The following is a 26,142-nucleotide window of genomic DNA, read 5'->3' as shown; positions in this document are numbered from 1 at the left end:
TCTGTTTCCGTTGACGGACCGGCTCCTTTCCACTATAATATTGAGATAGGAAATACCCTGCGTATATACCTTTATACCCAAAAATCACGGACAGTAATGCGGAAACACCCTACGGGCATATCTTTCTCCCTGGGAAAGCGGGGCGGCCCTGTCCGGAAAGCACGAACAGTAATAGAGAAAGAGCGGAATCATTCATGATCACCTTACAAAAAACCATTGCATTTCATGAAACATATGCCTTTGACCGGATCGGCAGGCGGGAAGAGCTGCTGTTCTTTGATATAGAAACCACTGGATTTTCCGGGGAGTATTCCACCCTTTATCTCATTGGATGCGTTTATTACCGGAAGGGTTGCTGGAACCTGGTTCAATGGTTTGCAGACACCCTGGATTCAGAAAAGGAGCTGTTAGAAACCTTTTTTAAATTCTTAAAGGATTTTACCACAGTCATACATTTTAACGGGGACGGCTTTGATATTCCCTATCTTTTAAAGCGCTGTCTTGCCCATGGCATGTCTTATGACTTTTCCGGCGTGAAAAGCCTGGATATTTATAAAAAAATACGCCCATACCGGGGGCTTCTTGGACTTTCTTCAATGAAGCAAAAGGCCATCGAGGAATTCTTAAAAGTGGAGCGGAAGGATCTTTATTCCGGCGGCCAACTGATCGAGGTTTACAGGGACTACCTTATTTCCCATGATAAGTATTTGTTCGATCTTTTAATATTACATAATGAAGATGATTTAAAAGGAATGCCTCTGATCCTTCCTATATTAAATTATCCGGACTTTTTAGAGCATGGCTTCTCCCTGGAATATCAGGAGCTTGTATGCCAGGAGGATATCTTTGGCCGGGAGTTCCGCTCCTTACGCCTCACCTGCAAAAATGGCTTTGCTGTTCCCGTTGGATTCTCAAAATCCAATTCTCTGGTTTCCCTGGAAGCAGAAGGAGAATGCCTGTCTGCAACCGTTGACCTCTATGAGGGAGAATTAAAATATTTTTATCCGGATTATAAAAATTACTATTATCTGGTTTATGAAGACAAGGCCATTCACAAAAGTGTGGCGGAGTACGTGGATAAGGAAGCCCGGATAAAGGCCACGGCCAAGACCTGCTACACCCGTAAGGACGGCTGCTACCTCCCCCAGTTTTCACCCCTGTGGACCCCCTGTCTCCAGATGGAATTCAAGGACAAAATCACTTATGTTTCCTATGAACCGGATTTCTTTGAAGATGGCGAAAAGCTTTGCCTTTATATCCGTCACCTGTTGAATACTCTGTGCCGGTAATTTTAGAAGCATGTTCCGCAATTTCCGGAATGCTTTTAAGGGAGACCTTTATTTTTTTAAGGCCTCCCTTAAAGTAAGTTCCATCTCCAAATTCACTTTTTTTCTTTCGGATAATCCCCATTTTTCAACAAATACCTGATGTAGGAAAATGTCTTTTTTTCTCCCTCGTTTTTTAGCATCAGAAGAAGTCTTTCCAGCAGCTTTCCCGTCTCCGGAGCAATGACCATGTAGTTTTTTGCGTGGATGTAATATTCCCACGGCGACGCATCGGTGTAATCCTTTCCCTTATAGGTTTTCGATGCAGCCATCCGGTCCATCATCATTTCAACGACATAATTTAATGGCATCTTATGGCCTACCAGCCCCTCTGACATGTCCGTAGTAAAATCGATCCAGTATTCATAGTGATGCTTGTTGCGGCCCTTGTGGTGGAGCCAGGCCTTAGAAAAGCCCTTGTCCTCTCTTTCCGCAGCATTGGGGCTTCTGGTTCCCTGGTAATAAAGAACACCTGGTATGAATTCTTCCAGACTGTATTTTGATAAATCATGAAGCAGCCCCTGTTTTATAAGGCCCACACGAAAACAGTTTTTCATGACCCTGATTTTGTGTATATTAATGGTGCAAAAATGCCCCCAGAAATTCATAAATTTCATTGTTTTCCCCTTCTCATCCCTGCAAAAGAATCTTTCCCCATTTTACCACAAATTTCTTTTTTTTTGCCACTTATTTTCCCTTAAATTTGTCACAGAGATTTCTTTTTTTAGAGCGGAAAATGTTTGACACCCTCCCCATTTTATGCTATTCTTAGGGAGGTTACAGATATCCTGTAACAGTACAATTTTTTATTCATTTTGGAGGTATCATCAATGAAAGGTACAGTTAAGTGGTTTAACAACCAAAAGGGTTACGGATTTATTTCCGACGAACAGGGTAACGATGTATTTGTTCACTACTCAGGCCTTAATATGGACGGCTTCAAGTCCTTAGAGGAAGGCGCTGCTGTAGAGTTCGATGTGGTAGACGGAGCTAAGGGACCACAGGCTACAAACGTTATCAAAATATAATCATTGACTTATCAGTGTACCTTTTTCAATATACAGGAAGAAGTTATATTGTTTCACATGATTACGATTAGAGCCATCCAGTTGGATGGCTCTTTTTGATGCAGCCTGCCTTATGATTTTTCATGAAGCATTTCTAAATCTTCCACTGTAAATTCATAATTTTTATTGCAAAAATGGCAATTCACCTCAATGCTCTTTCCTTCGTCGATCATTTCCTGAAGTTCTTTCCGCCCGATGCTGATCAAAGCTTTTTCCACCCTGGCCTTATCACAGTTGCAGTAAAAGCGGGTAGGCACCTGCTCCATCATTTCCAGGCCAAACTCTCCCAGAATGTGTTCAAGAATCATCTCCGGTGTATTTCCCTCATCCAGAAGCTCTGTGATCGAGTTGATCTCTCCCAGCTTTTTCTCCAGGCTTTCAATAATTGCCTCAGAGGCTCCCGGCAAAAGCTGGATAATAAAGCCGCCGGCCTGTTTCACGGTATTGTTCTTGTTCATTAAAACGCCCAGTGCCACCGATGACGGCGTCTGCTCTGAAGCAGCATAATAATACGTTAAGTCTTCCGCGATCTCTCCGCCTACCAGTATGGTCTGTCCCACATAAGGTTCCTTTAAGCCGATATCCTCAATGACACTCAATACTCCCTCTCCTACAGCTCCGCCTACATCCAGCTTTCCGGCCTGACTGGGAGGAAGCATAACACCAGGATTGTATACATAACCTTTTACATCCCCCTTTGAATCCGCAGTCACTGTAAGACCCTCTATGGGGCCGCTTCCCTGAATCTTTAAGGTCAGTAAATCATCTTCCCCCTTCATCATGACACCCATCATGCTGCCTGCAGTCAAAAGCCTGCCTAAAGCGGCCGTGGCTACAGGACTTGTATTATGAGCCTGTCTTGCCTGCTCCACCATTTCTCTGGTAGTTGCCGCAAAGGCACGGATCTGATGTTCCCCTGCTGTGGCTCTGACAATATAATCTGCCATATTATAATTCCTTTCCGCGTTCTCTTGCTATGATATAAATTCTCTCACTGTTTTCCTTTACGGGAGCTTTTGTAAAGGCATCAAAAGCGGCTAAAAAATCCATGCCGGCCTCTTTTATGGCCTTCCTTACCTCATCAATAGCATATGCCCTCTGGTAATGACTCTCCGTATATTTCCGGTATAAGTCATCCTCCTGTCTGATAAACAGGGATAGGCCGTATTCGTTGATCCCGGATTCCTTATCATAATAGTTATCCCAGATAAAGCTGCACTCCTCCCGATCCTCTGCAATGGTGGAATCTCCCATAAGGGTTTCATATTTATAAATGGTGTTCAGATCAAAAATAAATATTCCTCCAGGATCCAGATAATTGTTGACCAGCCGGAACACTTCCGCCAAATCTTCATATTCCAGGATGTAGTTCATACAGTCACAAATGCTTATAACGGCCCGTACCGTTCCGTAAAGCTCAAGCTCCCTCATATCCTGCATAAGATAAAGGATGTCTTTTCCTGACTTTTCCCTTTTCTCCATTGCCATCTGCAGCATGTCTCCGGAGCTGTCCACTCCGATCATATCATATCCCCGGTCCCCAAGAAGTTCCGTAAGGCTTCCAGTTCCGCAGCCTAGGTCAAGGATCAGGCCATCCCTGACTCCATATTCATTCAGCAGACCAGTTACGTATTCACACCAGTCCTTATATGGAATATTGTCCATAAAACGGTCATAAACCTCTGCAAAGCTAGTGTACGCATCCATTGTCGATTTCCTTTCTGCATGAACCTTTCCTTAAGCATTGGCCGAATGAATATGCAAGTATATTTATTCGGCTCATTGCCCGCGTAAAACAAGGCAGGTATCTCATAAAGAGGTACCTGCCTTCCTGTCTCTTTATACTGCCGCCAAAGCAGCGTTGGATTACAGGTTGGATCCGCAGCACTTTTTGTATTTCTTGCCGCTGCCGCATGGACATGGATCGTTTCTTCCAACCCTTGCACCCTTTACAATGGTCCCGGAAACTTTCTGCTTCTTATAGAGTTCTTTTTTCTTCTCTTCTGACAGGATCTCATCCCACTGAGGAAGGTTAAACAGCCACTCTGCCTTAGCCTCTACCATATTATAATATAGCTTTTCCGGGTCGACCTCTATTTTTACCACGGTCTGCTCTTCCATGGTTTCAATAGGATTTTCATACCCTTTCAAGCTTTCATTAATTCCATCTAAAAATCCGGTCATTGTCTGGATGTCTGTGCCATATCTCTTGGCCAGCTCTTCCACTGTTCCTTCAACCACTTCTTCTGGCTTGGAAAGAATATGCTCATAGATTCCTTTTTCTACTTTAAAATACTCGGTCCATAATTCTTCTTTTCCTTTATCATCCAGTTCATCGCCGTATGCCAGGTTTCTCCAATTTTCTAAAATAGCCATGTTCAAACCATCCTTTTGTCTGTTATTCTCGTGAAAGCAATAAGCCAAGACCAAGCAAACTTGACTTTGGCGACTGCCTACGGAGCCAAATGTCCCGTAGCTTGCTGGGGGGTATTTGACTTCTGATAGTACTCCAACAAACAGTATATAACATCTTTATCTATTTTGCAAAATGTTTTTTCTGATTTTATAATTCTCTGCTGCCGGATTGCAGGAAAGGCATCCTGCCTGTTCTCACCAAACCATTTCTACGGCTTATAACCGGTTTCTGCTCAAGCCCAGAAGCTTCACCATCAGATCCACGCTTCCCACATTGTAGCCGCTGCATCCGTAAACCGCCTTTAGGCCTGAGTCCGTAACGATCAAAAGCGGCAGCTTTTCCGGGTCCACATACATTCTCCGGGCCAGAGGCTCCACCGTATCATCAAAGCTTATGTAACCCACTTTGATTCCGGGTATTGCTTCTAAAACCTTTCCAATGGTCCGGTTTTTCAATGACATTTCCCCTTGCAGCAGGAAAATGATCCGGGCATCCAGGGAAGATAAGGCATTTTTTTGCTCCAGCATTTCGTTAAGAACGTGTTCCGTAGGCTCCTGCCCTTCAGACAGGATGGCCAGAATATTGGCATTTCCTTCCATAAGCACTGATGCAGGAACCCTTTGCTCTTTCCCGCTTTCTTCTTTCACCGTCACTTCAAAATCATCCAGCATGTTTTCAACCAGCATATCCTCAAGACTTCCGGACCGCAGGCGCATGTCCACAGACTTTTCTTCATCCTTTTTTAATTCAAAAACATATTCACCGGCATTCTGGTTTCCGCTGGGAAGGCGGACAGAGGTGATCAGGCGGTAAATACCAGGCTCCAGGTCCAGCCTTAAGATGCCGCCGGAAAACTTCACGCCCGTGTAATCCAGAGACACGAACTGTCCTCCTTTCAGCCTTCCGATGGTCCATGTCTGGTAATAGGTCCACAGGCTGTCCGTTTCTCCATAAAGCATCAGCTTACCTGACTCCTGGGTCCTGTCTTTTATTATCTCATCATCCCCTGATATTGATGCAAATCTTCCTGCCCCATAAACCTCCGCTTCTAAATTCACCGGGTTTATCCTGGACGGAATGCCCAGAGTCCGGCAAATGGCAACAAATAATATCCTCTGGCTAAGAGGATTGCCCTGTAAAAGCTTAAGGCTTCCTACTGGCGTGGAGCAGATAGTCTTATAATCCAGCTTTGGTTCAAAATCAATGTGCTGTTTTACGTATTCCCAAATAGCTTCCGGTTGTTTCCAGAAGCTTTCCTTTTCTTCCTCATTGAAGAAGTTCTCAATAAAGCCCCGGTAATCCGTCATTTCCTCCAGCAAAATCCTTGGACAGAGAATGTATTTTTCATAGATGTCCGGATCTCCATTCTTCTCCCATTCCTTGCGGTAAGCAGCCGCCCCTTCCAGATGGCGTTCCAGGATGTCCGCCCTGGCATCTTTATAATCCTTTACGGTCAGACTGTGAAGCATGGCTTTACGGTCCGGATTTTGATCCTTGGAAAGAAATTTATAAATCTCGTCAAAGTTGCCGGCAGATAATCGGAGGATCTCTGTTTCTTCCGGATATAGAGAAGCCTCTTCCTCCCTAAAATATCTGGCGATCCGGCTTTCCCGCATCTGGTTCGCCTCATAGATCCGTTTCCTGTTTCTTTCCTTTTGTTCCTTTGTAAGGGCCACTGGGTTCATGGGGTAATCCTTTGGAGCTTTGATATCTGCATCTACCCAGACATCCTTTCCTGATTTCTCCCCTTCTCTCTTTAACACCAGCACCGTCCCTTCCCCGTCCTCCGGAGAGATCCACGCTTCACAGCACAGCCCGTCCTTCATGGCACGGACATGGACATCCCCAAGGCCCATGGTGACGGAAACTTTTCCATCCCTGTCCGTATATAAGTTTACCACGCTGCAGTATTCTGCCATATTAAGGATTTCAAATGAAACATGGACATTTTCCGCCGGCTTTCGCTCTTCATCAAGCACCTGGATTTCACAGGGCTTGGTCAGAGCATAGGTTGCTGTCCCATTATAATAAACCATTAGATCATCATGACCCAGACATTCCGTCTCTGAGTCACCGGAATAATCAGAAAAGGTTCTGGTGTGAACCAGCAGTGCCCTGGAGGAAGCATTGGTAAACCACCCCTTATCCAGCACTTCCTCCGGCTCACAGGCTCCCAGAAAGTGCCATTTTCCTTCCACGAACACTTCGACCCATGCATGGTTGTCATCACAATGAGCCCATCTGGGCGTATACACCTGTCTGGCAGGAATTCCCACACTGCGGAAAGCCGTCACGGCAAAGGTGGACTCTTCGCCGCACCTGCCCTTTCCGGATTTATATACAGTCACAGGAGATATGGTCCTGTTGTCAGAGGCCTCATAGGTTCCGTTTTCTGCGCACCAGTAATTGATTTCAAGCACCGCCTCCCTTACGGAAAGGCCTTTGATACGGTCAATCAGTTTGTCATAGAAAAATCCCCGGCAGTCTTCAATGTTCTCCGTATTGATCCTATAATATAAAATATGGTGGAGAAAAATATCTTCCGGGATCTCCCGGCTCCATTCCATATGGTCATAAACCATGATGGAGTGCCTTGCAAATCCAAGGAACAGGTCAAAATCATACTCTCCCGCATCCCGTACCGGCATGGTCCCATATAAAAATTTCATGAGCACCTGTTCCCTGGGAGTACAGTTTCCCATGGCTTTCTCGATTTCTCCCCTAAGATCTCCCAGAAAGGGAAGTTTTAGATCATATTTTTCCTGGGCATATCTCTGCAAATGTTCTGAAAACATCACAAAATTCTCCTTTGCGAAATCAATTGATTTTTTCTGACCCAGCCGGCAGGCAAAGGCTACAGAATGGTAACCCCTGCGGAGTAAAGCTTGCTGGCCGTAGCCTCATCCGGCATGGAATCGGTAATGATCCCGTCTATGTCATCAAAATGAGCAAATTTATAAGAATCATTAAAATAAAATTTGTCCTTTTCCATTACCAGATATTTATGCCTGCTGCTGGCAATGGCAGCCCTCTTTGTCAAGCCATCTTCCACGCCTAAGGTGGTGATGGAATTATCCGTAAGGTCCAAGCCGCAGGTTCCAATGAGAGCCCGGTCAAAGCTGTACTGCTTGATAATCTCAATGGCAGCGGCTCCCATAAAACCGTTTACCGTGCGGTACATGATCCCTCCGGTTCCAATAGCGGTGATATTGGGATTTACGGCCAGCGTCTGCATGATATCGATCATATTGGTCACTACGGTCAGACGTTTTCGGGACTTGGCAAGCTGTTCCGCAACCATGATATTTGTGGTTGATATATCCAGAAATATGGTCTCATTGCTCCCCATAAGCTCAAACGCCTTCTGGGCAATTAACCTCTTTTTCTCAATATTCGTATCCCTCCGGTCAATGACATCCCGCTTCAGCGGATAATCCTGGGACAATAAGGCTCCGCCATAAGTCCGTTTCAGCTTTCCGGCATTTTCCAGATTTTTTAAATCCTTGCGTATGCAGTCCTCTGTCACCTGAAAAAGGGCGCTTAAATCCTTTACCTTCACCATGCCCTGATCCTGAAGGATCTGCAAAATCCTGTCTAAACGCTCTTCCGTGAACATGCCTTTTCCTCCATCAGCTTCTTGGCCCGGCGTATCTGCTCCTCCTCGGTACGGAAAATATCATACTCCCCGATTCCCGGTATGCCCATATTTACATTTTCTTTCCGGTAGATCATGCCGCTGTCCACGATTGTTTTGCCTGACATGTGAAAGCACCGGGCATCTATCTCATCCATCAGGCAGGCAATGGCATCCACATTGACCCCGCTGCCCACCATAATATCGATCCTGCCTTCCGTCTGTCCGATCAGTTCCCCTAAAAGACTTTTTCCTTCCATACAGGTATTCTGCTGCCCGGAGGTCAGTATGGTGTCAGCCCCTGCCTCCATGGCCTCCTTAAGGCTTCTGTAAGGATCCCGGCATACATCAAAGGCTCTGTGCAGGGTCATACTTCCCTTTCCCGCTTTTTCTCTGAGCATTTTCAGCCGTTCCATATCAAGATCCCCGTCAGGTTTCAGAAATCCCACGACAATCCCATCCGCACCAAGATCCCGGAACATCCTGGCATCCTCTGAAATCATCTGAAATTCATGATCTGTATACAAAAAATCTCCATACCGGGGCCGTATCAGTACATTGATGGGAATGTCACAGGCTTTGCGTATCTGCTTAAACTGGCTTACGCCGGGGGTCGTCCCCCCGATCACCAGATTGGCACAGAGTTCCAGCCTGTCAGCCCCTCCCCGTACTGCCGCTTTGGCAGATTCCACAGAATCCACACAGACCTCCAAGATATAGTCTTTCATCATTTTCTCCTAACACTCTATTTTTTATTGCCTGCATCTTACACCGCCTTATGACAGGCTGCAAAATGACCTGGCCTGACTTCTCTCATCTCCGGTGTTTTTTCCCGGCACAGCTCCTCTGCATAAGGGCAGCGGGAAGCAAAACGGCAGCCTTCCTTTAAATTGACGGGATTTGGCAAACTTCCTTCCAGCATGATCCGGCTGCGGCTTTTTTCCACATCCGGGTCAGGAATGGGAATTGCGGAAAGCAATGCCTGAGTATAGGGATGCACCGGATCCTTAAACAGGCTCTCACTGTCCGCCAGTTCCACCATGGCCCCCAGATACATGACGCCGATCCGGTCACTGATGTGCTTAACCATGGAAAGGTCATGAGCGATGAACAGATAGGTAAGCCCTCTCTTCTCCTGCAGTTCTTTCAGCAGGTTGATTACCTGGGCCTGAATGGAAACATCCAGGGCGGAGATGGGTTCATCGCAGATCACAAACTCCGGGTCAACAGCCAATGCCCTGGCAATACCCACACGCTGACGCTGTCCACCGGAAAATTCGTGGGGGAACCGGTTTGCATGCTCTTCAGAAAGTCCTACCGTCTCTAAAAGTTCCAGCACTTTCTTTCTCCGCTCCTGTCCGCTTAAGATCCCATGAGCATCAATTCCTTCCGCAACAATATCTATAACCTTCATCCGGGGGTTTAAGGATGCATAGGGGTCCTGAAAGATCATCTGCACCTTTCTGGTAAACCCATGGCGTTCCGCCGCCGGTAAGCTGCCGTTAATTTCCTGTCCGCCATATAGGACCCGGCCTTCCGTTGGCTCATACAACTGGATCACGGTCCGGCCAAAGGTAGATTTCCCGCAGCCGCTTTCTCCTACCAGGCCAAGAGTCTCCCCCTTATATACCTCCAGACTGACATCATCCACTGCTTTTAAAACCTGATTTTTTCCCACATGAAAATATTTCTTTAAGTGCTTTACTTCTAATAATGGTTTCTTTTCTGCTGACATCTCGATTTCCTCCTATTCCCTAAGAGCCTTTGCCCGCTCATCAAGAAGCCAGCAAGCCGCATGGTGTCCTTCGCCGCAAAGCATATCCTCCGGCGGATACTGCCTGCAGACCTCCATGGTCTTTGTACATCTGGCTGCAAAGGGACAGCCTTTGGGCGGATCCATGAGATCCGGCGGCGTGCCCGGAATGGCCGTCAGCTCATTCCCTTTATGGGAAGCCTTGGGTATAGAAGCCAGAAGCCCCTTTGTATACGGATGTACCGTTTGGTAAAACAGCCCACGCACATCAGCGCTTTCCACCAGCCGACCTCCGTACATGACGGCAACCCGGTCTGCAACATTCGCCACGACCCCCAGATTATGAGTGATAATAATAATGGAAGTTTTGATTTTCTTCTGAAGATCCTTCATAAGATCCAGGATCTGTGCCTGTATGGTTACATCAAGAGCCGTAGTCGGCTCATCGGCAATCAAAATCTTGGGATCACAGGCCAGAGCCACCGCAATCACGACTCTTTGCCTCATACCGCCGGAAAGCTGGTGGGGATACTGGTCAAACCTTGTATCCGGATTGGAAATTCCAACAAGAGAAAGCAGATCAATAGCCCGTTCCTTCATCTGTGCTTTTGTCATATCCTTCCGATGCTCTTTTAATACCTCCACGATCTGTTTTCCAATGGTCATAGTAGGGTTTAAAGATGTCATGGGATCCTGGAATATCATGGAAATATCCGACCCCCGTACCGTCTGCATCTGCCGCTCGTTGTATTTTACAAGGTCCCTGCCTTCCAAGAGAATATTGCCTCCCACGATTTTTCCGTTTTTCGGAAGCAGGCCCATAATGCTTTTTACAGAAATAGATTTGCCGGAGCCGGACTCTCCTACGATTGCCAGAGTTTCCTGCTCATCCAAATAAAAGCTTATTCCCCTCACTGCCTGGACTACGCCATGCTGTGTCTTTATATGTACCTGTAACTGATTTACTTCCAATAATCTGCTCACGACGCTTCACCTACTTTCTCATTCTTGGGTCCAGAGCATCCCGCAGGCCATCTCCAAGAATGCTGAAGCATACCATAATCAGGACGATCACGATTGCCGGAAAGATCAACACATGAGGGAAATTGCGAAGCACCTGGTATCCGTTGTTGATCAAAACTCCCAAAGATGCTTTCGGTTCCTGCATGCCAATGCCGATAAAGCTTAAAAATGCCTCCGTAAATATGGCGGACGGAATGGTAAACATGGCATTGATGACAATGACTCCTACTGTATTGGGGATCAGATGTTTCCATATGATTCCGGTAGTACTGGTTCCCAGTACTCTGGCCGCCAGCACAAACTCCTGATTCTTAAGCTTTAATATAGATCCGCGGACCAGACGTGCCATATTCACCCAGCCGGTAATGGAAAGAGCCACTACAATCGTCCAGATACCTGCCGGCATAACCATCATCAAAAGGATGACAATGATCAGATGGGGAATTCCCACCAGCACTTCAATGATTCGCTGCATAACGGCATCAACTCTCCCGCCGGCCAAAGCGGAAAACGCTCCATAAGCCACTCCCAACGTTAAATCCAAAAGAGCTGCCACAAAGGCAATGAGCAAGGAAATGCGGGTTCCCATCCACGTCCTGACCCAGAGATCACGGCCAAACTGATCCGTTCCGAAGAAATGTTCCATGGAGGGAATCTGATAAATGATGTCATAATTAGTTTCTTTATAAGAATATCTTGAAAATTCCGGTGCCAGTATTGCAAGAAACCCGATTGCAATCAATGTAAACAAGCAAACGACTGCCGCCTTATTTTTTTTCAAACGAAGCCAGCCATCCTGAAGGGCTGTTAAATTGGGTCGGGCAATATGTTCTTTCTCCGATTCATCCACATATGCCTTTACAAATAATTCATCCATGCTTAACCCTCCATGCCGGCTGCCAGACGAATCCTGGGATCGATGAGAGAATAAGCGATATCAACGATCAGCACTACAAAAATATAGAAAGCGCTGTAAAAAATCGTGATTCCCATGATCGTGGAATAGTCATTAGCCTTTATACTGTCTACAAATAAGCTGCCAATTCCAGGGATGGTATAAATATTCTCTACCGCCAGAGAGCCTGTCAGCAGGTTTACAACAATGGGCCCCAGAATCGTCACCACGGGAATGATCGAATTCCTTACCGCATGGCGCATGAGCACCTTCATTGGGCTGAGTCCCTTGGCCTTGGCAGTGACAATGTAATCCTGCTCCAACACCTCCAGCATCTCTGTCCGGATAAACCGGGCGATCATGGCCGTCGCAGAAAAGGACAGAGCAATGGATGGAAGAACCGAACATTTCCAGTCAGTCCAGAAACCAACGGGCAGGATTCCCCATTTTAAGGCTACATAATACTGCAAAAGAGCCGCAGCTACAAAATTAGGTACAGAAACCCCAAGGACAGCTAAGATCATAGTGAAATAGTCAATTCCGCTGTTATGCCTCCACGCCGCGATTATTCCCAGTGTCAGGCCAACAGCCAGACCGATCAGTACCGCCTGAAGGCCGATCAAAGCGGAGGGACCGATCCTTCCTCCAATTACTGTAGATACCTTCTGTCCGGTATAGGTAAAGGATGTACCGAAATCTCCATGCAGGATATTTCCCATATACTTTACGTATTGCCGGGGCACGGACTCATTCAGCCCATACTGCTCTAAAATGGCCTGCTGCTGCTGAACGGACATCATATTAAAGCGTTCCGCATCAAAAGGAGATCCTGGCAGCTTCTTCATCAGAAAAAAAGTCGCTGTTACAATGACCCATAATGTCAGCGCCAGATAAACCAGTCGCTTGCAGATATATTTTATCATGCTGTGTCCTCCTTTGCATTCATATTCTCATGAGATTTTAAAAAGAGCCGCCCTTTTCCAATTTTGAAAAGGGAAGGACGGCTCTTCTCATTTTCCGCGTTCCGTTAACCGGGGCAGACCCCTGCCCGCCGCGGCTTACTCAAAATAAGCGTATTTAAATTCCACATCCGGTCCGAAAGGATGGCTGATCAATCCTTTTACATTGGACTTTGTAAGGGTTGCGGAGCCTCTATGATACAAGGGAGCAACGATCACCTCCTCGTCAACCAGAAGCTTCTCCGCCTGCAGCAGCATATCCAGACGTTTGGCATCATCGGTCTCAACTCTTGCGTCGTTAATCAGCTTATTATATGCTTCATTGTTATAGGAGCCCCGGTACGGAGTGCCGTTGGTCCATAAATCAAGGTACGTCATGGCATCGTCATAATCGGCACCCCATGCGGTAGATGCAAACATGTAATTATCGTTATCCATTAATTCGTTTCTTGCCTGAACCGTCTTTGTATCTATCACAATATCAATGCCTAAATTCTTATTTAATTCACTCTGTAAGTAGGTAGCAACTGCTTTTGTTACAGAATCATCCCTTACCAGCAAAGTCAGAGTAGGCGTCTGGCCCAATTCCTTGCAGCCTTCTTCCCAGTATTTCTTGGCTTCTTCCGGATTAAAAGGACATATATTTCCGTTTAACTCGCGGAAGCTTTTGCTTTCATTTCCATACATGAATTCCGCAACAAGGCCAACGCTGGGAGCAGAACCATCTGCCAGAATTGCCTTGATCAAAGTCTCACGGTCAATGGCCATGGAAACAGCCCTGCGGATATTTTTGTTGGCCATCACAGGATTGCTTAAGGAGAACTGGAGATACTCGGTTCTGAACTCACTTTTGGAGCTGAATTCCGGATCATTCTGGTAAGCAGCCACATTGGAAGAATCAAGATTTACCTGGCTGAGCTCATTTGCCAGATAAGCGTTAAGAGCTGCAGATGCATCCTTCATGACTCTTACCTGTGCGTTCTCGACCTTTACATTTGCTGCATCCCAGTATTTTTCATTCTTCTTCAGGGTAGCTCCTATCGCCGGATCATAGCTGGCAATAACGTACGGACCGCAGTAAATCATATTCTCAGCACTTAAACCATACTGGTCGCCCTTAGAGGTGACATATTCCTCATTTAACGGGAAGAACTGGCAAAGAACGGTCAAGCGGGCAAAATAAGGAGTAGGTGCTTTTAAGGTCACCTGGAAGGTCTTGTCATCAACAGCTTTTACTCCCACTTCTTCCCCACCGGCTTTGCCTTCGTTATACTCGGCACCGTTTACAATATAATCTGTCATGATGAAGCTGTAGCCATTGGTGGCCTCTGCACTCATCTGCTTTAACCAGGCGAATACAAAATCCTTTGCTGTCAAAGGAGTTCCGTCGCTCCATTGCAAGCCGTCCCTTAAGTGAAAGGTGTATGTAAGCTTATCATCAGAAACATCATAGCTTTCCGCCAGGGCAGGCTGTGCCTCATGGTTCTCATCCAGACGAAGCAGGCCTTCGAATGCATTATTGTTTACCTTGGATGACTGATTATCGGAAGCCGCCCACTGCACAAGGGTTTTGATCTCAGCATTGGCATATACGCTGAGAACCTGATTACCGGGGGCCTGGGCATCCGTTTTGTCAGAAACAGATTCACTTGGTGACGTACCCTGGGAATCTCCTCCGGTCGTAGGACTGCCGGTAGATCCGGAAAAACCACAACCTGTCAGTGCTCCAATAACAAGACAGGCCGCTGTACCTAAAGCTAATACTCTTTTTTTCATTTTTTCCTCTCCTTTTGATATTGTTTTTCTTGTTTCGTCTCATTTTATCGGCACTTCGCCTATGAAATTATATAAATTATACATAATTATATGATTTATGTCAATAATTTTTATCATTTCATCCCGTTTCGAATTGTTTTAATTTTCATTAAAACCCCCGATATGACGAACCATAACAGAAGCTGTTACTTTGAGCCCCTGCTGCTTACAATATCGCCGGTGAAATCCATGTCAAAAGAGCCCTTTAGCAGACACTTCCTGAATGCAAAAATTTATTTTTTTCTCCGGAGAAATCCAGGAACGACACACAATAGGATGAATCTTCCCCTTCAGCCTTCACCGCCCGGTTGTATATCTCCAATGCCTTTTCTACTGTGATCTCAATATCATGGTAATAATATAAGGTAGCTTGCGTATGTGAAACTACGCGTTCTATTAGCAGCCTTGCATCCTGGTTTTCAAACAGTATTTCATTTAAGTTATTTCTTGTGATCATCATACGCGAATCTCCTTTCATAGCAGAACAAATGTTCGTTTGATGGTTAAAAATTAAAACCACATCATAGTGGTTCTAATTAAAATTTCATGTTTCCGGCTGAGAACGGTTATTCCGGCTTTCCGGATAAATCTCTTTTCAGCGGCCCGGCTGTCTGTGAACAGGGCCGCTCTCTATCTTCAGACAGACAGCCTCAACGCTTTCGTCTATCAGCCTATTTACATTATAACACAAATAAACCGCAAATGCAAACATATGTTCTACTTCATTCAAATATTCCATCTATAGGTTTCCACAATATTATAGTCACATTATCTGTTTTTCTCTGAACGGGCAAAGAAGAAAGTACCGATAATCAGGCATATTACCGTTAGCGCAGCAATAACAGTAAAATTTATCATCGGGTTGAACATCACGACGCTTGCGTACTCCGGTGTTCCGGCATAGACAACCGCGCGCGCAAGGTCAAGGCAGTAGGTCATGGGCATCATACGGCTCAGAACCAAGAGTATGCCGCTGGAATTGCCGATGGGGATGAGCGCGCCGGAAAGGAACATCTGCGGCATGATGACGAGCATAACAGCGATATTCGCCATTCTGTTGCTTTTAATAAGCCCGACAATAATCACGGCCAGCGCCCCTGCCGACAGGCACATAAGCGGAGAAAGAGCGAGCAGCATAAGCACTTGTCCCAGGCTCAGGGTAATGCCCATGCACAACCCTACAATTAACGTGCCAATCATGCCGATAATCGCGCCGAAGGAGGAGCCAAATATCTTACCGATGATAATGGAATAGCGCGACACGGGCGAAATCATCATTTCTTGTGTGAAGTCGGTTGTGTGATCATCCACAAGCGATGTAATATTCATGGTTGTCGTCATGAATAACATATTGACGACCATGCCCACCATCATAAACTGGCCATAATTAAAGCCAAGTCCGCCCGCCATATTCTGCGCCAAACTGCCGCCCAGCATCCCCATCATCACAGTCGGCATGGCAAGGCTCATGATAATCGTTCCCGGTGATTTGAGAGTCAGGGTAATCTCCCTCGCTGCAATGGTGACGACAGAATTTATCTCCCGCAAAAATTTGGAGGGGGTTCTTTTCATAACAAGCCCGCTCATGCTTCCACGCCTCCCGTTTTCAAAAGATATTCCACATAAGCGTCCTCAAGGGTTGGCTCCGCGATTTTGAGTACCGTCAGCTTTGTTTGAAGACGGGCGATGACCTCCTGCGCCGTCATGTCCTGATACGGAACAACAACATGTCTGTCGATACGGTGGAACAGCCCCATATCCGAAAGTTCATTGATAAGCCGTCCTCTGTCATCTGCGTCTAAGATAAGTTCCTGCGTTAAGAGGCTTTGCTTCATTTCATCAGGAGAGCCGGTCATTGCGATTTGTCCGTGATTGATAATGCAAACCTTATCTACATGCTCAGCCTCGTCAATATAATGAGTGGTTAAAAATATCGTCGTTCCGTTTTCATGCCGCTCATGGTTGATGTATTCCCACAGGCTTCTGCGGCTCATGGCGTCCAGTCCTTGCGTCGGCTCGTCAAGGAACAGGATGGACGGCCCATGAATGAGACTGCGGATAATCTCCAGCTTGCGCTGCATACCGCCGGACAATTTCTTGATCGGCTTGAACAGGGCGTCCTGTATGCCGACGATCTCCGCCAAGTCCATGACACGCTGCCGGTAAAGGTGGGGCATCATTTTGAAGGTGGGGCGATAACCGCACATACCGTATAAACAGGCGTGGAAGCGGATATTTTCCTCCGCTGATAGCTGCGGGTCAAGACTGGGATGCTGGAAGATGATACCAACATTTTCACGCACATGCTTTGCTTCCTTTTCAACATCATATCCGGCAATAGTCACGCTGCCGGAGGTTTTGGAAAGCGTGGTGGTCAAGATGGAGATTGTAGTTGTTTTCCCGGCTCCGTTCGGGCCGAGGAAAGCAAAAAACTCGCCTTCCTCCACCTCAAAGCTCACACCCTTGACCGCCGGCGTTTTTGATTTGTCGTATTTTTTAACAAGCTCATCTACTGTGATCATTGAACCCATAAAATTTTCTCCTTTTTATTCTTTTAATTTCTTTTCTAAAGTCAAATAAAAAGTAATCTATTGTTGTTCCGCAAATCTCCACCATGCGACCGTTCCGGCAAACCCTGTTATTCCTGTAATGACGAGTATAAAAATACTTATCGGTCTAAGAACTCCATCAGAAAAAAGCAACTTCGGTATTGTCCAGGGGATATAAGGGGAAAGCCCCATATTTTCAACGATGTTGATAATTATCACAATGAGGAAAATCAGACCAATTGGCGCAAGGTATCCATTAGTAACATTAGCCATAAAGGAACTTACCGTACTGACAAACATAGTGAGCAGGGAGGTTGCCATAAACACAAGAAAATAATTCAAGATGAGTGTGGATGTGCCGCCAATCAGACCAATATAAGCGCCAATCAAAACTACAACCGTAAACATAATAATGGTCAGCAGACTGTTCCACAGGAAAATCACTATAAATTTGGATATCGCTATATGGAGCTTGGATACCGGCTTTACCAGTAAATCGTTTATAGTTTTATCCGTATACTCCCGTCCGAAAACCCAACAGGTAGTGAAAGCAAACCCAATCACGAAAAGTGAAGTGAAGTTTTTTAGGATATCCGCCAAATATAACTCCCAACTTATGTTTACAGCATTGAAATATTTGAGAAGGGAAATACCCGGCAGCATAGTAAACGCGACGGTTACAACCCAGAAGACGCTTGACTTATATACTTTACGAATTTCACAGTAAACAAAAGATAAAATATTCATCAGTATGCCCCCCTTGTGCTTTTAATTGTTCTTAAAAAATAACTCTCTAAATCTTCGGCAACTGTGTTTAACTGTGTCGGTGGCTGACCTAAACGCACCAATAATTCATTAAGTTTTTCAGGCTTTTCTGTGGCATTGATTTCTGAAAGGACAAAGCGTCCGTCTGCGTTTTCCTCAAAACCATACCCATGTTCCGAGAGTATGCGCTTAATAGCGATTTTATCACGGCCACCGAGAACCAAGTGCTTCCTTAATGACTGTTCCAGATGTGCCATTTTGATTTCCTGCACCAGCTTTCCTTCATGGATTATGCCAATTCTGTCAGCCAACTTTGCAAGTTCTTCCAGAAGATGGCTGGAAAGAAAAACAGTCACACCGTGATTTTGGGATAAATCTAAAAGTGTATCTCTGATTTCCACAACTCCGGCAGGGTCAAGACCATTGATCGGTTCATCTAAAATCAAAATTTCGGGATTGTGGATCATAGCTTTTGCCAGCCCCAGACGCTGCCTGTTTCCCAGAGAAAGGTTCTCCGCCTTTTTGTTCTTGTGAGCTTTCAAACCAAGCTTTTGTATAATATGAGTGATACACTGCCGGTCGGGGAGCCTCTGCATACGGCGGGCAATGTCCAGATTTTCTTCCACCGTAAGTCCGGGATAATAGCTTGCCTCTTCAAGAAAGCCAACCTTTTCCCATAGCCTGTAACTTCCGAAGCCAACCTTTTCCCCCAACAAATAAACGCTGCCGGAAGTGGGCTTTAACAGCGATAGCATCATATGGATTGTGGTGGATTTCCCAGCTCCATTCAGGCCAGCAAATCCGAATATCTCACCTCTGTTTACCTCTAATGAAACATTGTTGACAGCATGATATTCCCCAAATGTCTTTGTAAGGCGATCCAGTTGTATCACGGCACCACTGCCGTTACTTAGTTTTTCCATTAAACAATACTCCTTTGCAGGTTTACTTTCCATTCAATCCTTTTTGAAAACAAGTCTACACGGTCTGATACTGATATTGATATTTCATTTGAATATATTATTTCTTAGATTTCTTGTTAGTTAAGAACAAGGTTGGAATGAGCAATACCAAACTAAGGACTAAGGCTAACTTGAAACCATTGTGGTAAGCAGTGGTCATGAGCGGAATCGTTGGTTCTTTACCTTGGATTGAAAGGCTGACAACCGTTGCAAGCATTGCTGAACCAAACGCACCACCAATATTTTGCATGAGCCGGGTTCCCACACTGGCTTGCGCGATTTCTTGTTTGACCATACCAGTGTATGCATCAGTCATCATTGGAATGGTGATACCACCGATCCCCATACCACGAACAAACAAGACAACACTCACAACAATGAGTGAAGATGCTTCATGGAAGAATACAAATGGAATCGTGCCAACGATGGCTGATGTTAAACTTACCAAGACAACATTGCGCGCCCCCAGTTTATCAGTCAGTTTACCAATCAATGGACGAGCAACTAACATACCGATCCCTTGTGGAATCAAGATCAATCCAGCGCTTAAAACTGAGAAGCCCTTAATGTTTTGGAAAAACAAAGGTAATAACAGCATTGGACCGTTGGTAGCAATTCCTGCAAGGAACAAGCCAACCATGACGGCGCTGAAATTTTTCAACTTAAACAAGTGTAATGGGAGAATCACTTCTTCCTTTTTTATCGCAGCGTAAATCGTGTAGATGGCTAAAATTACGATCCCGGCAACAACATAACCAATGGTCGTGCTGTTGTTAAATGTAGCATTCTTCACTGCTTTAGTAATCCCATAAATTAAGGCGGCTGAACTGGCACCTAATAAAATGATACCAATGAAGTCGAATTTGGCTTTAATGTTAGATGGCGTAAAGTTAGGCAGCTTCATGATCATCAAAGTGATGGCAAAAATACCAATTGGAATGTTGACAAAGAAAATGTAACGCCATGATAAAAATTGGACAATCACAGCCCCAATAACCGGACCAAGGATTGGACCCAATACCGTTGGGATACCAATGGTTGACATCATACGTCCCATTCGATCCCTTCCGGCGATTTCAACACACAAGGTAGTTACTAATGTCACAATAAAGCCGGCACTGGAGCCTTGAACAATCCGGAAAATAATCAATGAATGGATACTCCCGCTAAGTCCCGAAGCAACCGAAGCAGCTAAGAATACTATATTGGCGCCAATCATTAACCATTTACCGTTGAAACGTTGAACCATCCAACCAACAAGGGGCACTGAAATTGCCATGGATAACACGTAACCCGTAATTACCCATTGAATTAAATCAAGTCCGATACTGAAATCATTACTCAAGTGCTTGATGGCAATGTTGACCATTGTTGAATCAAGCAGTGGCATAACTGCTCCAAGCACCAAAATCCAGGCAATGTTCATAATGCTCTTTGGAATCGGCTCAAGTTCCGGAGTTTTTTCATTCTCACTCATCATAAATAAATCCTCCTCATTATGTGCGGAGTTTTGTTCATTGTTTTCTGCTTTACAAAACGCCGCATTTCACTTATGATGAGAGCATATACTATGACGTAGCGTTCGAGTCAAGAGTTTTTGAAACGTTTTGAAAAATAATCAAAAAATTTTCAACTTATAGAATTGAGAAAGAGGCGGTAAAATGAAAAGTGTAAATGAAGTGAGTAAGCTCTCCGGCGTAAGCCGCCGTACCTTGCAATATTATGATGAAATCGGATTATTACCGCCCAGCGCGGTAAAAGAATCGGGCTACCGCCAATATGATGACGAGAGTTTGCGCCGCTTATGGAGCATTCTATTTTATAAAGAGCTTGGCATTTCCCTTGACGAAATTCGGTTGTTGCTTGAAACTCCAAAAGAAATGAAAAAAGAGTTAATGCGACAGCATAAACAAATTCTTTTGGAAAAACAATCTCAATTACAAAAAATGTTACTGTCAGTTGACCGGATATTGAATGATGATTTTGATATTTCAATGCTAAGGGATTTTGATAAAAAAAGACTTGAAGTACTGAAGAAAACATATGCAAATGAAATCCGAGAGTTAATGGAAAGCGGTTTTTTTCTTCCATTAGTGAAAAGCGGTATACTCCTGGGCCGCGTATCCATTTTGAAAAACGCCTCAAATATAATGAACATAGATTTTGGTAAGATCATTGCTCTTAGTACAGGGGCCATACAAAAGTTTCGCGAAGCCATGAAGGATGGCCCGGAGAGTTTAGGGGCAAAAGAGGCAGTTGCTGTTTATAGGGAATTAATAACTATGGTGATGCCCTGTGATGATAAAACTTTTCATAAAATCGGACAGGCGTATTTGAATCATAAAGAAGAATTGGACAAAAACACACCGGGACTTGCAGCGTTTATAAGTGCGGCTATCAGGCATATCTATCCATAATCAAACTGGTATTGTATAACAGGACTTGAATGAATAAAGAGGCTAAAAATTGGCTTTGTTCTGCCATTTTTCCGCCCCAATGGCATAAAAAATGAGAGAAGCCATATAAACATTGTTTACGGGACTTCTCTCATTAAAAAGGGGAGGATAAGTATTCACTCATCTTTGGTATAATCCTATTATGACCTAATCCGGATGTTTTATTCATATAAGACAAAAATTATTTTTTCTTATATCCTTTCCCCATAATACTTTTCCATTTTCTCATTTAATCCTTTTAAATAAATCCTGTTAAGAGAAAGCCTGGTTTCCTCCTTTTTCCCCGGCTCCTTTTTTATTTTTTCTTCCAGGGCGTCCATCTCCTCCCGGCATCTGCAAATCTGATCCTTCAGCATGGAACGGCTGGGCATTTTCATCAGGGCCGGCAGATCAAGTGTTCTCACGAGGAAGCGGGTCACCGCCGCTTCTGCCTTTTCTTCATTTTCATAAATTTTGTTAAAAAAGTCACAGATAGCATGATAAAAATTATGATGCTGCACGGAGGCTCCTCCTTTGCCGCAAACAATCAGATTTCCATCCCTTATGATGAAACAGACCGCATCCGGCTCCTCCTTATCCAGGCTGAATTTACTTTTTTCAATTCCATCCTGTTCCATTCCTTCATAAATCATATCGAAAATATACCATTTGAATTCGCTGATTTCAGCCGTTTTTTCAAACGCTTCCAGCCCGGGGGCTTTCATATCTTCCATTCCTTCTCCTCTTTCCAGTATCCGTTATTTTTAAACCGTTCCTGAAAGCCGTCGTATGCCGGTAAACCAAACCGGCGCCGGATTCAGGACAGGCTTAAACCAGCACTTTTATTATATCTGATGTTTTCAATAACCTCAATGATAAAATAAAAACGAGCTGCGGGATGTCCCGTTTTTAATAGAATGGGAAGATCCTTTGAGCGCTGTCCCTTTAAATATTTGTAAGCCTTTCAAAGAGCCTGTTGATTTCAATCTGGCCATATCCCCAGATATTGTTGGGATAAGTAATCCCGCTGCTTCGCTGTGCCCCTCTTATAAGCAGACGGTTCACATCGTTTCCTGTAATATTGGTATAATTTCCTCTCGGAATAGCCCATTCAAAAACCATGGCAACAACTCCTGCTGCCTGGGCGGCCGCAGACCCGCTTCCTGTTATGCTTCCATATTGGTTTCCCGGAAGCGCACAGGTAAGCTCATATCCCGGTGCCGCTATATCTGGTTTAACGAAACCGGTTCTCGTATAACCTCTTCCGGATTCAGGCAGTACGGTGTCGTTAAATTGGTTATAGGCGGTAACTGTCAGAGGGTTGGTCGCATTCCCCGGAGAAGTTATGGTAGTATCCGGATTGGAATTAATAAAAAAAGTCTCTTCCGAAATCAAGTCTCCTGACGGCAGCCATGTATGAAAAGAAAATGGTCCATTATCAAGGTTTTGCACCCGTATGGTCCAGATTCCGGGAAGGGGATCTTGAAAACGCATCAAGATCAACTGGTCCCCCGTCTCTTCTTCAAAAATATAATTATTAATCCATACAACGCTGGGATTAAATACGAAGGCAAATCTTCTGCATTCTCCCAGCGCCGGAAAAACCTGCCCCGTTGTCTCTCTGTTTGGAGCGGTTATTTCTATAGACAGTCTTGCAGGAGCAAAGGGCCATAATTCAATGGCAAACAGTTTGTCGTTCTCCCCAACTCTTAATTCAAAATCATTGAGAAAAGGTTCCCCAGTGGTGCTGTTAAAGTAATGCCTGCGTTTATTTGCTTCATTGCCGGTGGTAATTGTTATACCGGTCTGAGGCTGCTGTGCCAGATAATTGGTAATGAAACTGGTGGCTCCCCGCCCGTCATGGCTTGACTGATTTGTTCCCATTGCAATGCATATGGCAATGGGACGGTTCAGCCTTTGGGCAACCGAGGTCACGTAACTGATTCCAATGATCAGATCCGACTCCTGATAACATTCAATGTTTTCTGGAACAAAAAAAATTTTCTTTAAGCTGTTCTTTGCCGGCTTCAATTTTACCACCAGTAAGTCAGCTTCCGGGACAACACCGCTAAATGACTGTTCCAGGCTGGGTTTCCCTGCAATTACGCTTGCAATTGCGGTCCCATGGCCATTGGTATCCACCGAAGGCACTATGGACAATGGATTTTCCGACCTTAAGGCAACATTAATATGCTCTCTGCTGTATTCGGTGCCATAGGTAAATCCCTCCGGCGGCTCACCGTCCTGAATGGTCTGGTCCCACAGGGAAAGAATACGGGTCGTTCCATCATTATATAAAAATGCCTGATGCTGGTAATCGATCCCGGTGTCAATGACCGCCACAATAACTCCCCGCCCGAACAAGGCCAGATAAGGGTTCCTCTGAACCGTCCCGATACCGGATTTTTCAAGACTGACGGTAGAACTGAGGGTCAATATGGAAGGAAATGCATTATATGGATAGGTTCCCAGGTCGCAGGGATTCACTGAATCATTAGGGATATGAGCCAAAGAATGCCTTAAATCCATATGTGTTATATTATCTCCGGTATCATATGTGGGAATCATAACGTTACTGATGATCAGGTCATAATAATTATCATCCAAGATTTTTGGCATGGTCAGGCCTCCCTGTCTGCACTACTGGCACATATGATATATTTTATGCAGCAGGGTTCCTATTATGAGCATAAGAAAAGGAATCGTACACACGTTCCCAAAAATCAAAAGCAGACAAAACGAAAATAGCGCAATAAGCAGCCAAATGCATACGGCAGTGCTCATATAAGGAACATTACCGCATAAAATATATCATATGTTTTAACTAGATCTTATCAGGGAGACTTAATTATGGGAAAAATACTGGATAATAATTATTACGACTTTATTATCAGTAATTTAGTGGTACCATCCGTTGGAATCGGTGATGATATCACATTGCTGAATGACAGGTTCTCTCTGCTGCATGTATCTAAAAAAAACAGGCAGCCATGCGATCTCGGCCAAAACCCTTATCATATTTTTCCATCCCTTTATACCCCTACTTCTACTATCTCCCCTCAGGCCTCCGGCGAAGGAAATCCTATGGAAAATATGGATTTAGGTTTATTAGGGCAGGGAGTGATCATCGGAATTGTAGATACAGGAGTTGATTACCGGCATCCTGCATTCATGAATAATGATAAAACAAGCCGGATTCTTTGCATATGGGACCAGAGCATACAGGATGGGGAGCCTCCTAAAGGATTTACCTTTGGTACGGAATATACAAAAGCTGACATAAATGATGCGCTTCATTATGATAATCCTCTTTCTGTTGTTCCTTCAACCGATATCATCGGCCATGGTACGGCCATAGCGAGCATTGCCGCAGGCACTCCCAATAAGGAACATAACTTCAGCGGCCTTGTCCCAAATGCAGAACTGGCCGTTGTGAAATTAAAAGAAGCCAAGCAGAATCTTAAGATGATATTTTCTGTGCCCGAAGACAGGCTGTGCTTTCAGGAATCAGACATTGTTCTTGGAATACGCTATTTAGCCGGCATAGGCCAGCGGCTGAAGCGTCCTGTTGTCATATGCATTGCTCTGGGCAGCAGCCAGGGCAGCCATGACGGAAGAGGGGTCCTGGGCACCTATTTGGAAAACCTGGTTCAGCAGCCTGACCTGTGTGTTTCCATATCTGCCGGGAACGAAGGAAACAACAGCAGACATTATTTTAACCAAACCATGTCTACACCCTACTTCAATGATTTTCAACTGAATATAGCAGGGATTGACCGGCAGTTTTCCATGGAGCTCTGGGCTCACATTCCAGGAAGGCTTTCTATTGAAATCTCCGCACCAGACCGGGAAACCATCCCACCTGTCAATCCTACCTTTAGTGAATGCCAGAAGTTTGTTTTTCAGAGCAGCCAGAGCGTGGTTTGGGTGAATAACATGCTCTTTGAAAGGGAAGGCGGAGACCAGTTAATTTTATTGCGGTTTGAGAATCCCCTTCCCGGAATCTGGTACTTCCGCGTCCGAAGCCTGGAAAATGAATCGTTTTCCTTTCATTCCTGGCTGCCCAACGGAGATTTAATCTCAAATGGAACCTTTTTCTTAAATTCCAATCCGGATACCACCATAACCTCTCCCGGCAATTCCAGGCGTACTCTGACCGTTACCGCCTACAATCAGCAAACCTCCAACATCCTGGATACATCAGGAAGAGGCTTCACCAGAAGCGGCCTTGTTAAACCAGATATTGCATCCTCCGGCTACCAGATCCCCTGTGCGGTTCCGGAAAACCAATATGGAACCTTAACAGGTACCGGCGCTTCTGCAGCCCTTGCAGCGGGAGCTTGTGCCATCATCTTTGAATGGAGCCAGGGCAAAGGCAATTTCACCTATATTTCAGGCGAACAGGTCAGCCGCATACTTATGAGAGGCGCCCAGCGAAACCCTGCCTACAATTACCCAAACAATATATGGGGGTATGGGCAATTGGATATGTATCATTTGTTAGAACGGGTTTCCCAGATCTTGTAATTTACAGGCCCAGCCTT

24 protein-coding genes are annotated in these 26,142 nt (G+C 45.0%); 4 read left to right on the top strand and 20 right to left on the bottom strand.

Annotated elements, in window-relative coordinates; genetic code table 11:
* Positions 1–194 precede the first annotated feature (194 nt).
* On the top strand, positions 195–1,289 hold the full coding sequence (locus tag ACYVD3_RS24440; protein WP_460645110.1) for a ribonuclease H-like domain-containing protein: 1,095 nt from the start codon (positions 195–197) through the stop codon (positions 1,287–1,289).
* A 92-nt stretch (positions 1,290–1,381) separates the two neighbouring features.
* Here the strand turns inward: ACYVD3_RS24440 and ACYVD3_RS24435 are convergent, their stop codons facing one another.
* The gene (locus tag ACYVD3_RS24435; protein ID WP_460645109.1) at positions 1,382–1,942 is read right to left on the bottom strand and encodes a DUF5662 family protein; all 561 of its coding nucleotides are present in this window, start codon (positions 1,940–1,942) and stop codon (positions 1,382–1,384) included.
* A 213-nt stretch (positions 1,943–2,155) separates the two neighbouring features.
* Here ACYVD3_RS24435 and ACYVD3_RS24430 point away from each other — a divergent pair, with 213 nt between their 5' ends.
* On the top strand, positions 2,156–2,353 hold the full coding sequence (locus ACYVD3_RS24430) for a cold-shock protein (RefSeq protein ID WP_318065128.1): 198 nt from the start codon (positions 2,156–2,158) through the stop codon (positions 2,351–2,353).
* A gap of 110 nt (positions 2,354–2,463) precedes the next feature.
* On the opposite strand, the gene hslO is transcribed toward ACYVD3_RS24430, so the two are convergent.
* The 17 genes from hslO to ACYVD3_RS24345 form a co-directional block, all read right to left on the bottom strand.
* A complete protein-coding gene (hslO, locus tag ACYVD3_RS24425) occupies positions 2,464–3,339 on the bottom strand; it encodes an Hsp33 family molecular chaperone HslO (RefSeq protein WP_460645108.1) in 876 nt (291 codons plus the stop codon).
* A gap of 1 nt (position 3,340) precedes the next feature.
* Positions 3,341–4,099: a class I SAM-dependent DNA methyltransferase gene (locus ACYVD3_RS24420; RefSeq protein WP_460645107.1), complete on the bottom strand. Its 759-nt coding sequence runs from the start codon at positions 4,097–4,099 to the stop codon at positions 3,341–3,343.
* Positions 4,100–4,258: 159 nt separating this feature from the next.
* Entirely contained in the window at positions 4,259–4,768 is a 510-nt protein-coding gene (locus ACYVD3_RS24415) for an SEC-C metal-binding domain-containing protein (RefSeq protein ID WP_460645106.1), read from the bottom strand.
* A gap of 255 nt (positions 4,769–5,023) precedes the next feature.
* Entirely contained in the window at positions 5,024–7,603 is a 2,580-nt protein-coding gene (locus ACYVD3_RS24410) for a transglutaminase domain-containing protein (RefSeq protein WP_460645105.1), read from the bottom strand.
* A gap of 59 nt (positions 7,604–7,662) precedes the next feature.
* Positions 7,663–8,424, bottom strand: coding sequence for a DeoR/GlpR family DNA-binding transcription regulator (locus ACYVD3_RS24405; protein ID WP_460645104.1), 762 nt, complete (start codon positions 8,422–8,424; stop codon positions 7,663–7,665).
* Positions 8,403–9,170, bottom strand: coding sequence for a copper homeostasis protein CutC (locus ACYVD3_RS24400; protein ID WP_460645103.1), 768 nt, complete (start codon positions 9,168–9,170; stop codon positions 8,403–8,405). Before ACYVD3_RS24400 ends, ACYVD3_RS24405 begins: the two co-directional genes overlap by 22 nt.
* A gap of 38 nt (positions 9,171–9,208) precedes the next feature.
* Complete coding sequence (locus ACYVD3_RS24395; RefSeq protein ID WP_460645102.1) at positions 9,209–10,177, bottom strand: ABC transporter ATP-binding protein; 969 nt, start codon at positions 10,175–10,177, stop codon at positions 9,209–9,211.
* A gap of 12 nt (positions 10,178–10,189) precedes the next feature.
* Positions 10,190–11,179, bottom strand: a complete 990-nt coding sequence (locus ACYVD3_RS24390; protein WP_460645101.1) for an ABC transporter ATP-binding protein — start codon at positions 11,177–11,179, stop codon at positions 10,190–10,192.
* A 10-nt stretch (positions 11,180–11,189) separates the two neighbouring features.
* The gene (locus ACYVD3_RS24385; protein WP_460645100.1) at positions 11,190–12,095 is read right to left on the bottom strand and encodes an ABC transporter permease; all 906 of its coding nucleotides are present in this window, start codon (positions 12,093–12,095) and stop codon (positions 11,190–11,192) included.
* Positions 12,096–12,097: 2 nt separating this feature from the next.
* A complete protein-coding gene (locus ACYVD3_RS24380) occupies positions 12,098–13,036 on the bottom strand; it encodes an ABC transporter permease (protein ID WP_312504146.1) in 939 nt (312 codons plus the stop codon).
* A 135-nt stretch (positions 13,037–13,171) separates the two neighbouring features.
* On the bottom strand, positions 13,172–14,848 hold the full coding sequence (locus ACYVD3_RS24375; RefSeq protein WP_460645099.1) for a peptide ABC transporter substrate-binding protein: 1,677 nt from the start codon (positions 14,846–14,848) through the stop codon (positions 13,172–13,174).
* Positions 14,849–15,092: 244 nt separating this feature from the next.
* On the bottom strand, positions 15,093–15,347 hold the full coding sequence (locus ACYVD3_RS24370; RefSeq protein ID WP_460645098.1) for a hypothetical protein: 255 nt from the start codon (positions 15,345–15,347) through the stop codon (positions 15,093–15,095).
* Positions 15,348–15,655: 308 nt separating this feature from the next.
* Positions 15,656–16,474, bottom strand: coding sequence for an ABC transporter permease (locus ACYVD3_RS24365; RefSeq protein WP_460645097.1), 819 nt, complete (start codon positions 16,472–16,474; stop codon positions 15,656–15,658).
* A complete protein-coding gene (locus ACYVD3_RS24360) occupies positions 16,471–17,418 on the bottom strand; it encodes an ABC transporter ATP-binding protein (RefSeq protein ID WP_460645096.1) in 948 nt (315 codons plus the stop codon). Before ACYVD3_RS24360 ends, ACYVD3_RS24365 begins: the two co-directional genes overlap by 4 nt.
* A 57-nt stretch (positions 17,419–17,475) precedes the next feature.
* Positions 17,476–18,183, bottom strand: coding sequence for an ABC transporter permease (locus tag ACYVD3_RS24355; protein WP_460645095.1), 708 nt, complete (start codon positions 18,181–18,183; stop codon positions 17,476–17,478).
* Positions 18,183–19,124, bottom strand: a complete 942-nt coding sequence (locus tag ACYVD3_RS24350) for an ABC transporter ATP-binding protein (protein WP_460645094.1) — start codon at positions 19,122–19,124, stop codon at positions 18,183–18,185. Before ACYVD3_RS24350 ends, ACYVD3_RS24355 begins: the two co-directional genes overlap by 1 nt.
* Positions 19,125–19,221: 97 nt before the next feature.
* Positions 19,222–20,643 carry an MDR family MFS transporter gene (locus ACYVD3_RS24345; RefSeq protein ID WP_460645093.1) on the bottom strand — a complete coding sequence of 474 codons (1,422 nt, stop codon included), beginning with the start codon at positions 20,641–20,643 and terminating at the stop codon, positions 19,222–19,224.
* 181 nt (positions 20,644–20,824) lie between these two features.
* On the opposite strand from ACYVD3_RS24345, the gene ACYVD3_RS24340 reads away from it, so the two are divergent.
* Entirely contained in the window at positions 20,825–21,580 is a 756-nt protein-coding gene (locus ACYVD3_RS24340) for a MerR family transcriptional regulator (protein WP_460645092.1), read from the top strand.
* Positions 21,581–21,810: 230 nt separating this feature from the next.
* Here the strand turns inward: ACYVD3_RS24340 and ACYVD3_RS24335 are convergent, their stop codons facing one another.
* Complete coding sequence (locus tag ACYVD3_RS24335; protein WP_460645091.1) at positions 21,811–22,332, bottom strand: hypothetical protein; 522 nt, start codon at positions 22,330–22,332, stop codon at positions 21,811–21,813.
* 211 nt (positions 22,333–22,543) lie between these two features.
* Positions 22,544–24,217, bottom strand: coding sequence for a S8 family peptidase (locus tag ACYVD3_RS24330; RefSeq protein WP_460645090.1), 1,674 nt, complete (start codon positions 24,215–24,217; stop codon positions 22,544–22,546).
* A gap of 231 nt (positions 24,218–24,448) precedes the next feature.
* On the opposite strand from ACYVD3_RS24330, the gene ACYVD3_RS24325 reads away from it, so the two are divergent.
* On the top strand, positions 24,449–26,125 hold the full coding sequence (locus tag ACYVD3_RS24325; RefSeq protein WP_460645089.1) for a S8 family peptidase: 1,677 nt from the start codon (positions 24,449–24,451) through the stop codon (positions 26,123–26,125).
* Positions 26,126–26,142 lie beyond the last annotated feature (17 nt).

This window comes from Lacrimispora brassicae (assembly GCF_054772055.1).
The sequence above is the reverse complement of the archived record's forward strand: the minus strand, read 5'-3'. Positions and strand labels throughout refer to the sequence as shown.

Coding starts and splice junctions, on each gene's coding strand:
- ACYVD3_RS24440 (WP_460645110.1), top strand. CDS start 195: ATGATCACCTTACAAAAAACCATTGCATTTCATGAAACATATGCCTTT.
- ACYVD3_RS24435 (WP_460645109.1), bottom strand. CDS start 1,942: ATGAAATTTATGAATTTCTGGGGGCATTTTTGCACCATTAATATACAC.
- ACYVD3_RS24430 (WP_318065128.1), top strand. CDS start 2,156: ATGAAAGGTACAGTTAAGTGGTTTAACAACCAAAAGGGTTACGGATTT.
- hslO (WP_460645108.1), bottom strand. CDS start 3,339: ATGGCAGATTATATTGTCAGAGCCACAGCAGGGGAACATCAGATCCGT.
- ACYVD3_RS24420 (WP_460645107.1), bottom strand. CDS start 4,099: ATGGATGCGTACACTAGCTTTGCAGAGGTTTATGACCGTTTTATGGAC.
- ACYVD3_RS24415 (WP_460645106.1), bottom strand. CDS start 4,768: ATGGCTATTTTAGAAAATTGGAGAAACCTGGCATACGGCGATGAACTG.
- ACYVD3_RS24410 (WP_460645105.1), bottom strand. CDS start 7,603: ATGTTTTCAGAACATTTGCAGAGATATGCCCAGGAAAAATATGATCTA.
- ACYVD3_RS24405 (WP_460645104.1), bottom strand. CDS start 8,424: ATGTTCACGGAAGAGCGTTTAGACAGGATTTTGCAGATCCTTCAGGAT.
- ACYVD3_RS24400 (WP_460645103.1), bottom strand. CDS start 9,170: ATGAAAGACTATATCTTGGAGGTCTGTGTGGATTCTGTGGAATCTGCC.
- ACYVD3_RS24395 (WP_460645102.1), bottom strand. CDS start 10,177: ATGTCAGCAGAAAAGAAACCATTATTAGAAGTAAAGCACTTAAAGAAA.
- ACYVD3_RS24385 (WP_460645100.1), bottom strand. CDS start 12,095: ATGGATGAATTATTTGTAAAGGCATATGTGGATGAATCGGAGAAAGAA.
- ACYVD3_RS24380 (WP_312504146.1), bottom strand. CDS start 13,036: ATGATAAAATATATCTGCAAGCGACTGGTTTATCTGGCGCTGACATTA.
- ACYVD3_RS24375 (WP_460645099.1), bottom strand. CDS start 14,848: ATGAAAAAAAGAGTATTAGCTTTAGGTACAGCGGCCTGTCTTGTTATT.
- ACYVD3_RS24370 (WP_460645098.1), bottom strand. CDS start 15,347: ATGATGATCACAAGAAATAACTTAAATGAAATACTGTTTGAAAACCAG.
- ACYVD3_RS24365 (WP_460645097.1), bottom strand. CDS start 16,474: ATGAGCGGGCTTGTTATGAAAAGAACCCCCTCCAAATTTTTGCGGGAG.
- ACYVD3_RS24360 (WP_460645096.1), bottom strand. CDS start 17,418: ATGGGTTCAATGATCACAGTAGATGAGCTTGTTAAAAAATACGACAAA.
- ACYVD3_RS24355 (WP_460645095.1), bottom strand. CDS start 18,183: ATGAATATTTTATCTTTTGTTTACTGTGAAATTCGTAAAGTATATAAG.
- ACYVD3_RS24350 (WP_460645094.1), bottom strand. CDS start 19,124: ATGGAAAAACTAAGTAACGGCAGTGGTGCCGTGATACAACTGGATCGC.
- ACYVD3_RS24345 (WP_460645093.1), bottom strand. CDS start 20,643: ATGATGAGTGAGAATGAAAAAACTCCGGAACTTGAGCCGATTCCAAAG.
- ACYVD3_RS24340 (WP_460645092.1), top strand. CDS start 20,825: ATGAAAAGTGTAAATGAAGTGAGTAAGCTCTCCGGCGTAAGCCGCCGT.
- ACYVD3_RS24335 (WP_460645091.1), bottom strand. CDS start 22,332: ATGGAAGATATGAAAGCCCCCGGGCTGGAAGCGTTTGAAAAAACGGCT.
- ACYVD3_RS24330 (WP_460645090.1), bottom strand. CDS start 24,217: ATGCCAAAAATCTTGGATGATAATTATTATGACCTGATCATCAGTAAC.
- ACYVD3_RS24325 (WP_460645089.1), top strand. CDS start 24,449: ATGGGAAAAATACTGGATAATAATTATTACGACTTTATTATCAGTAAT.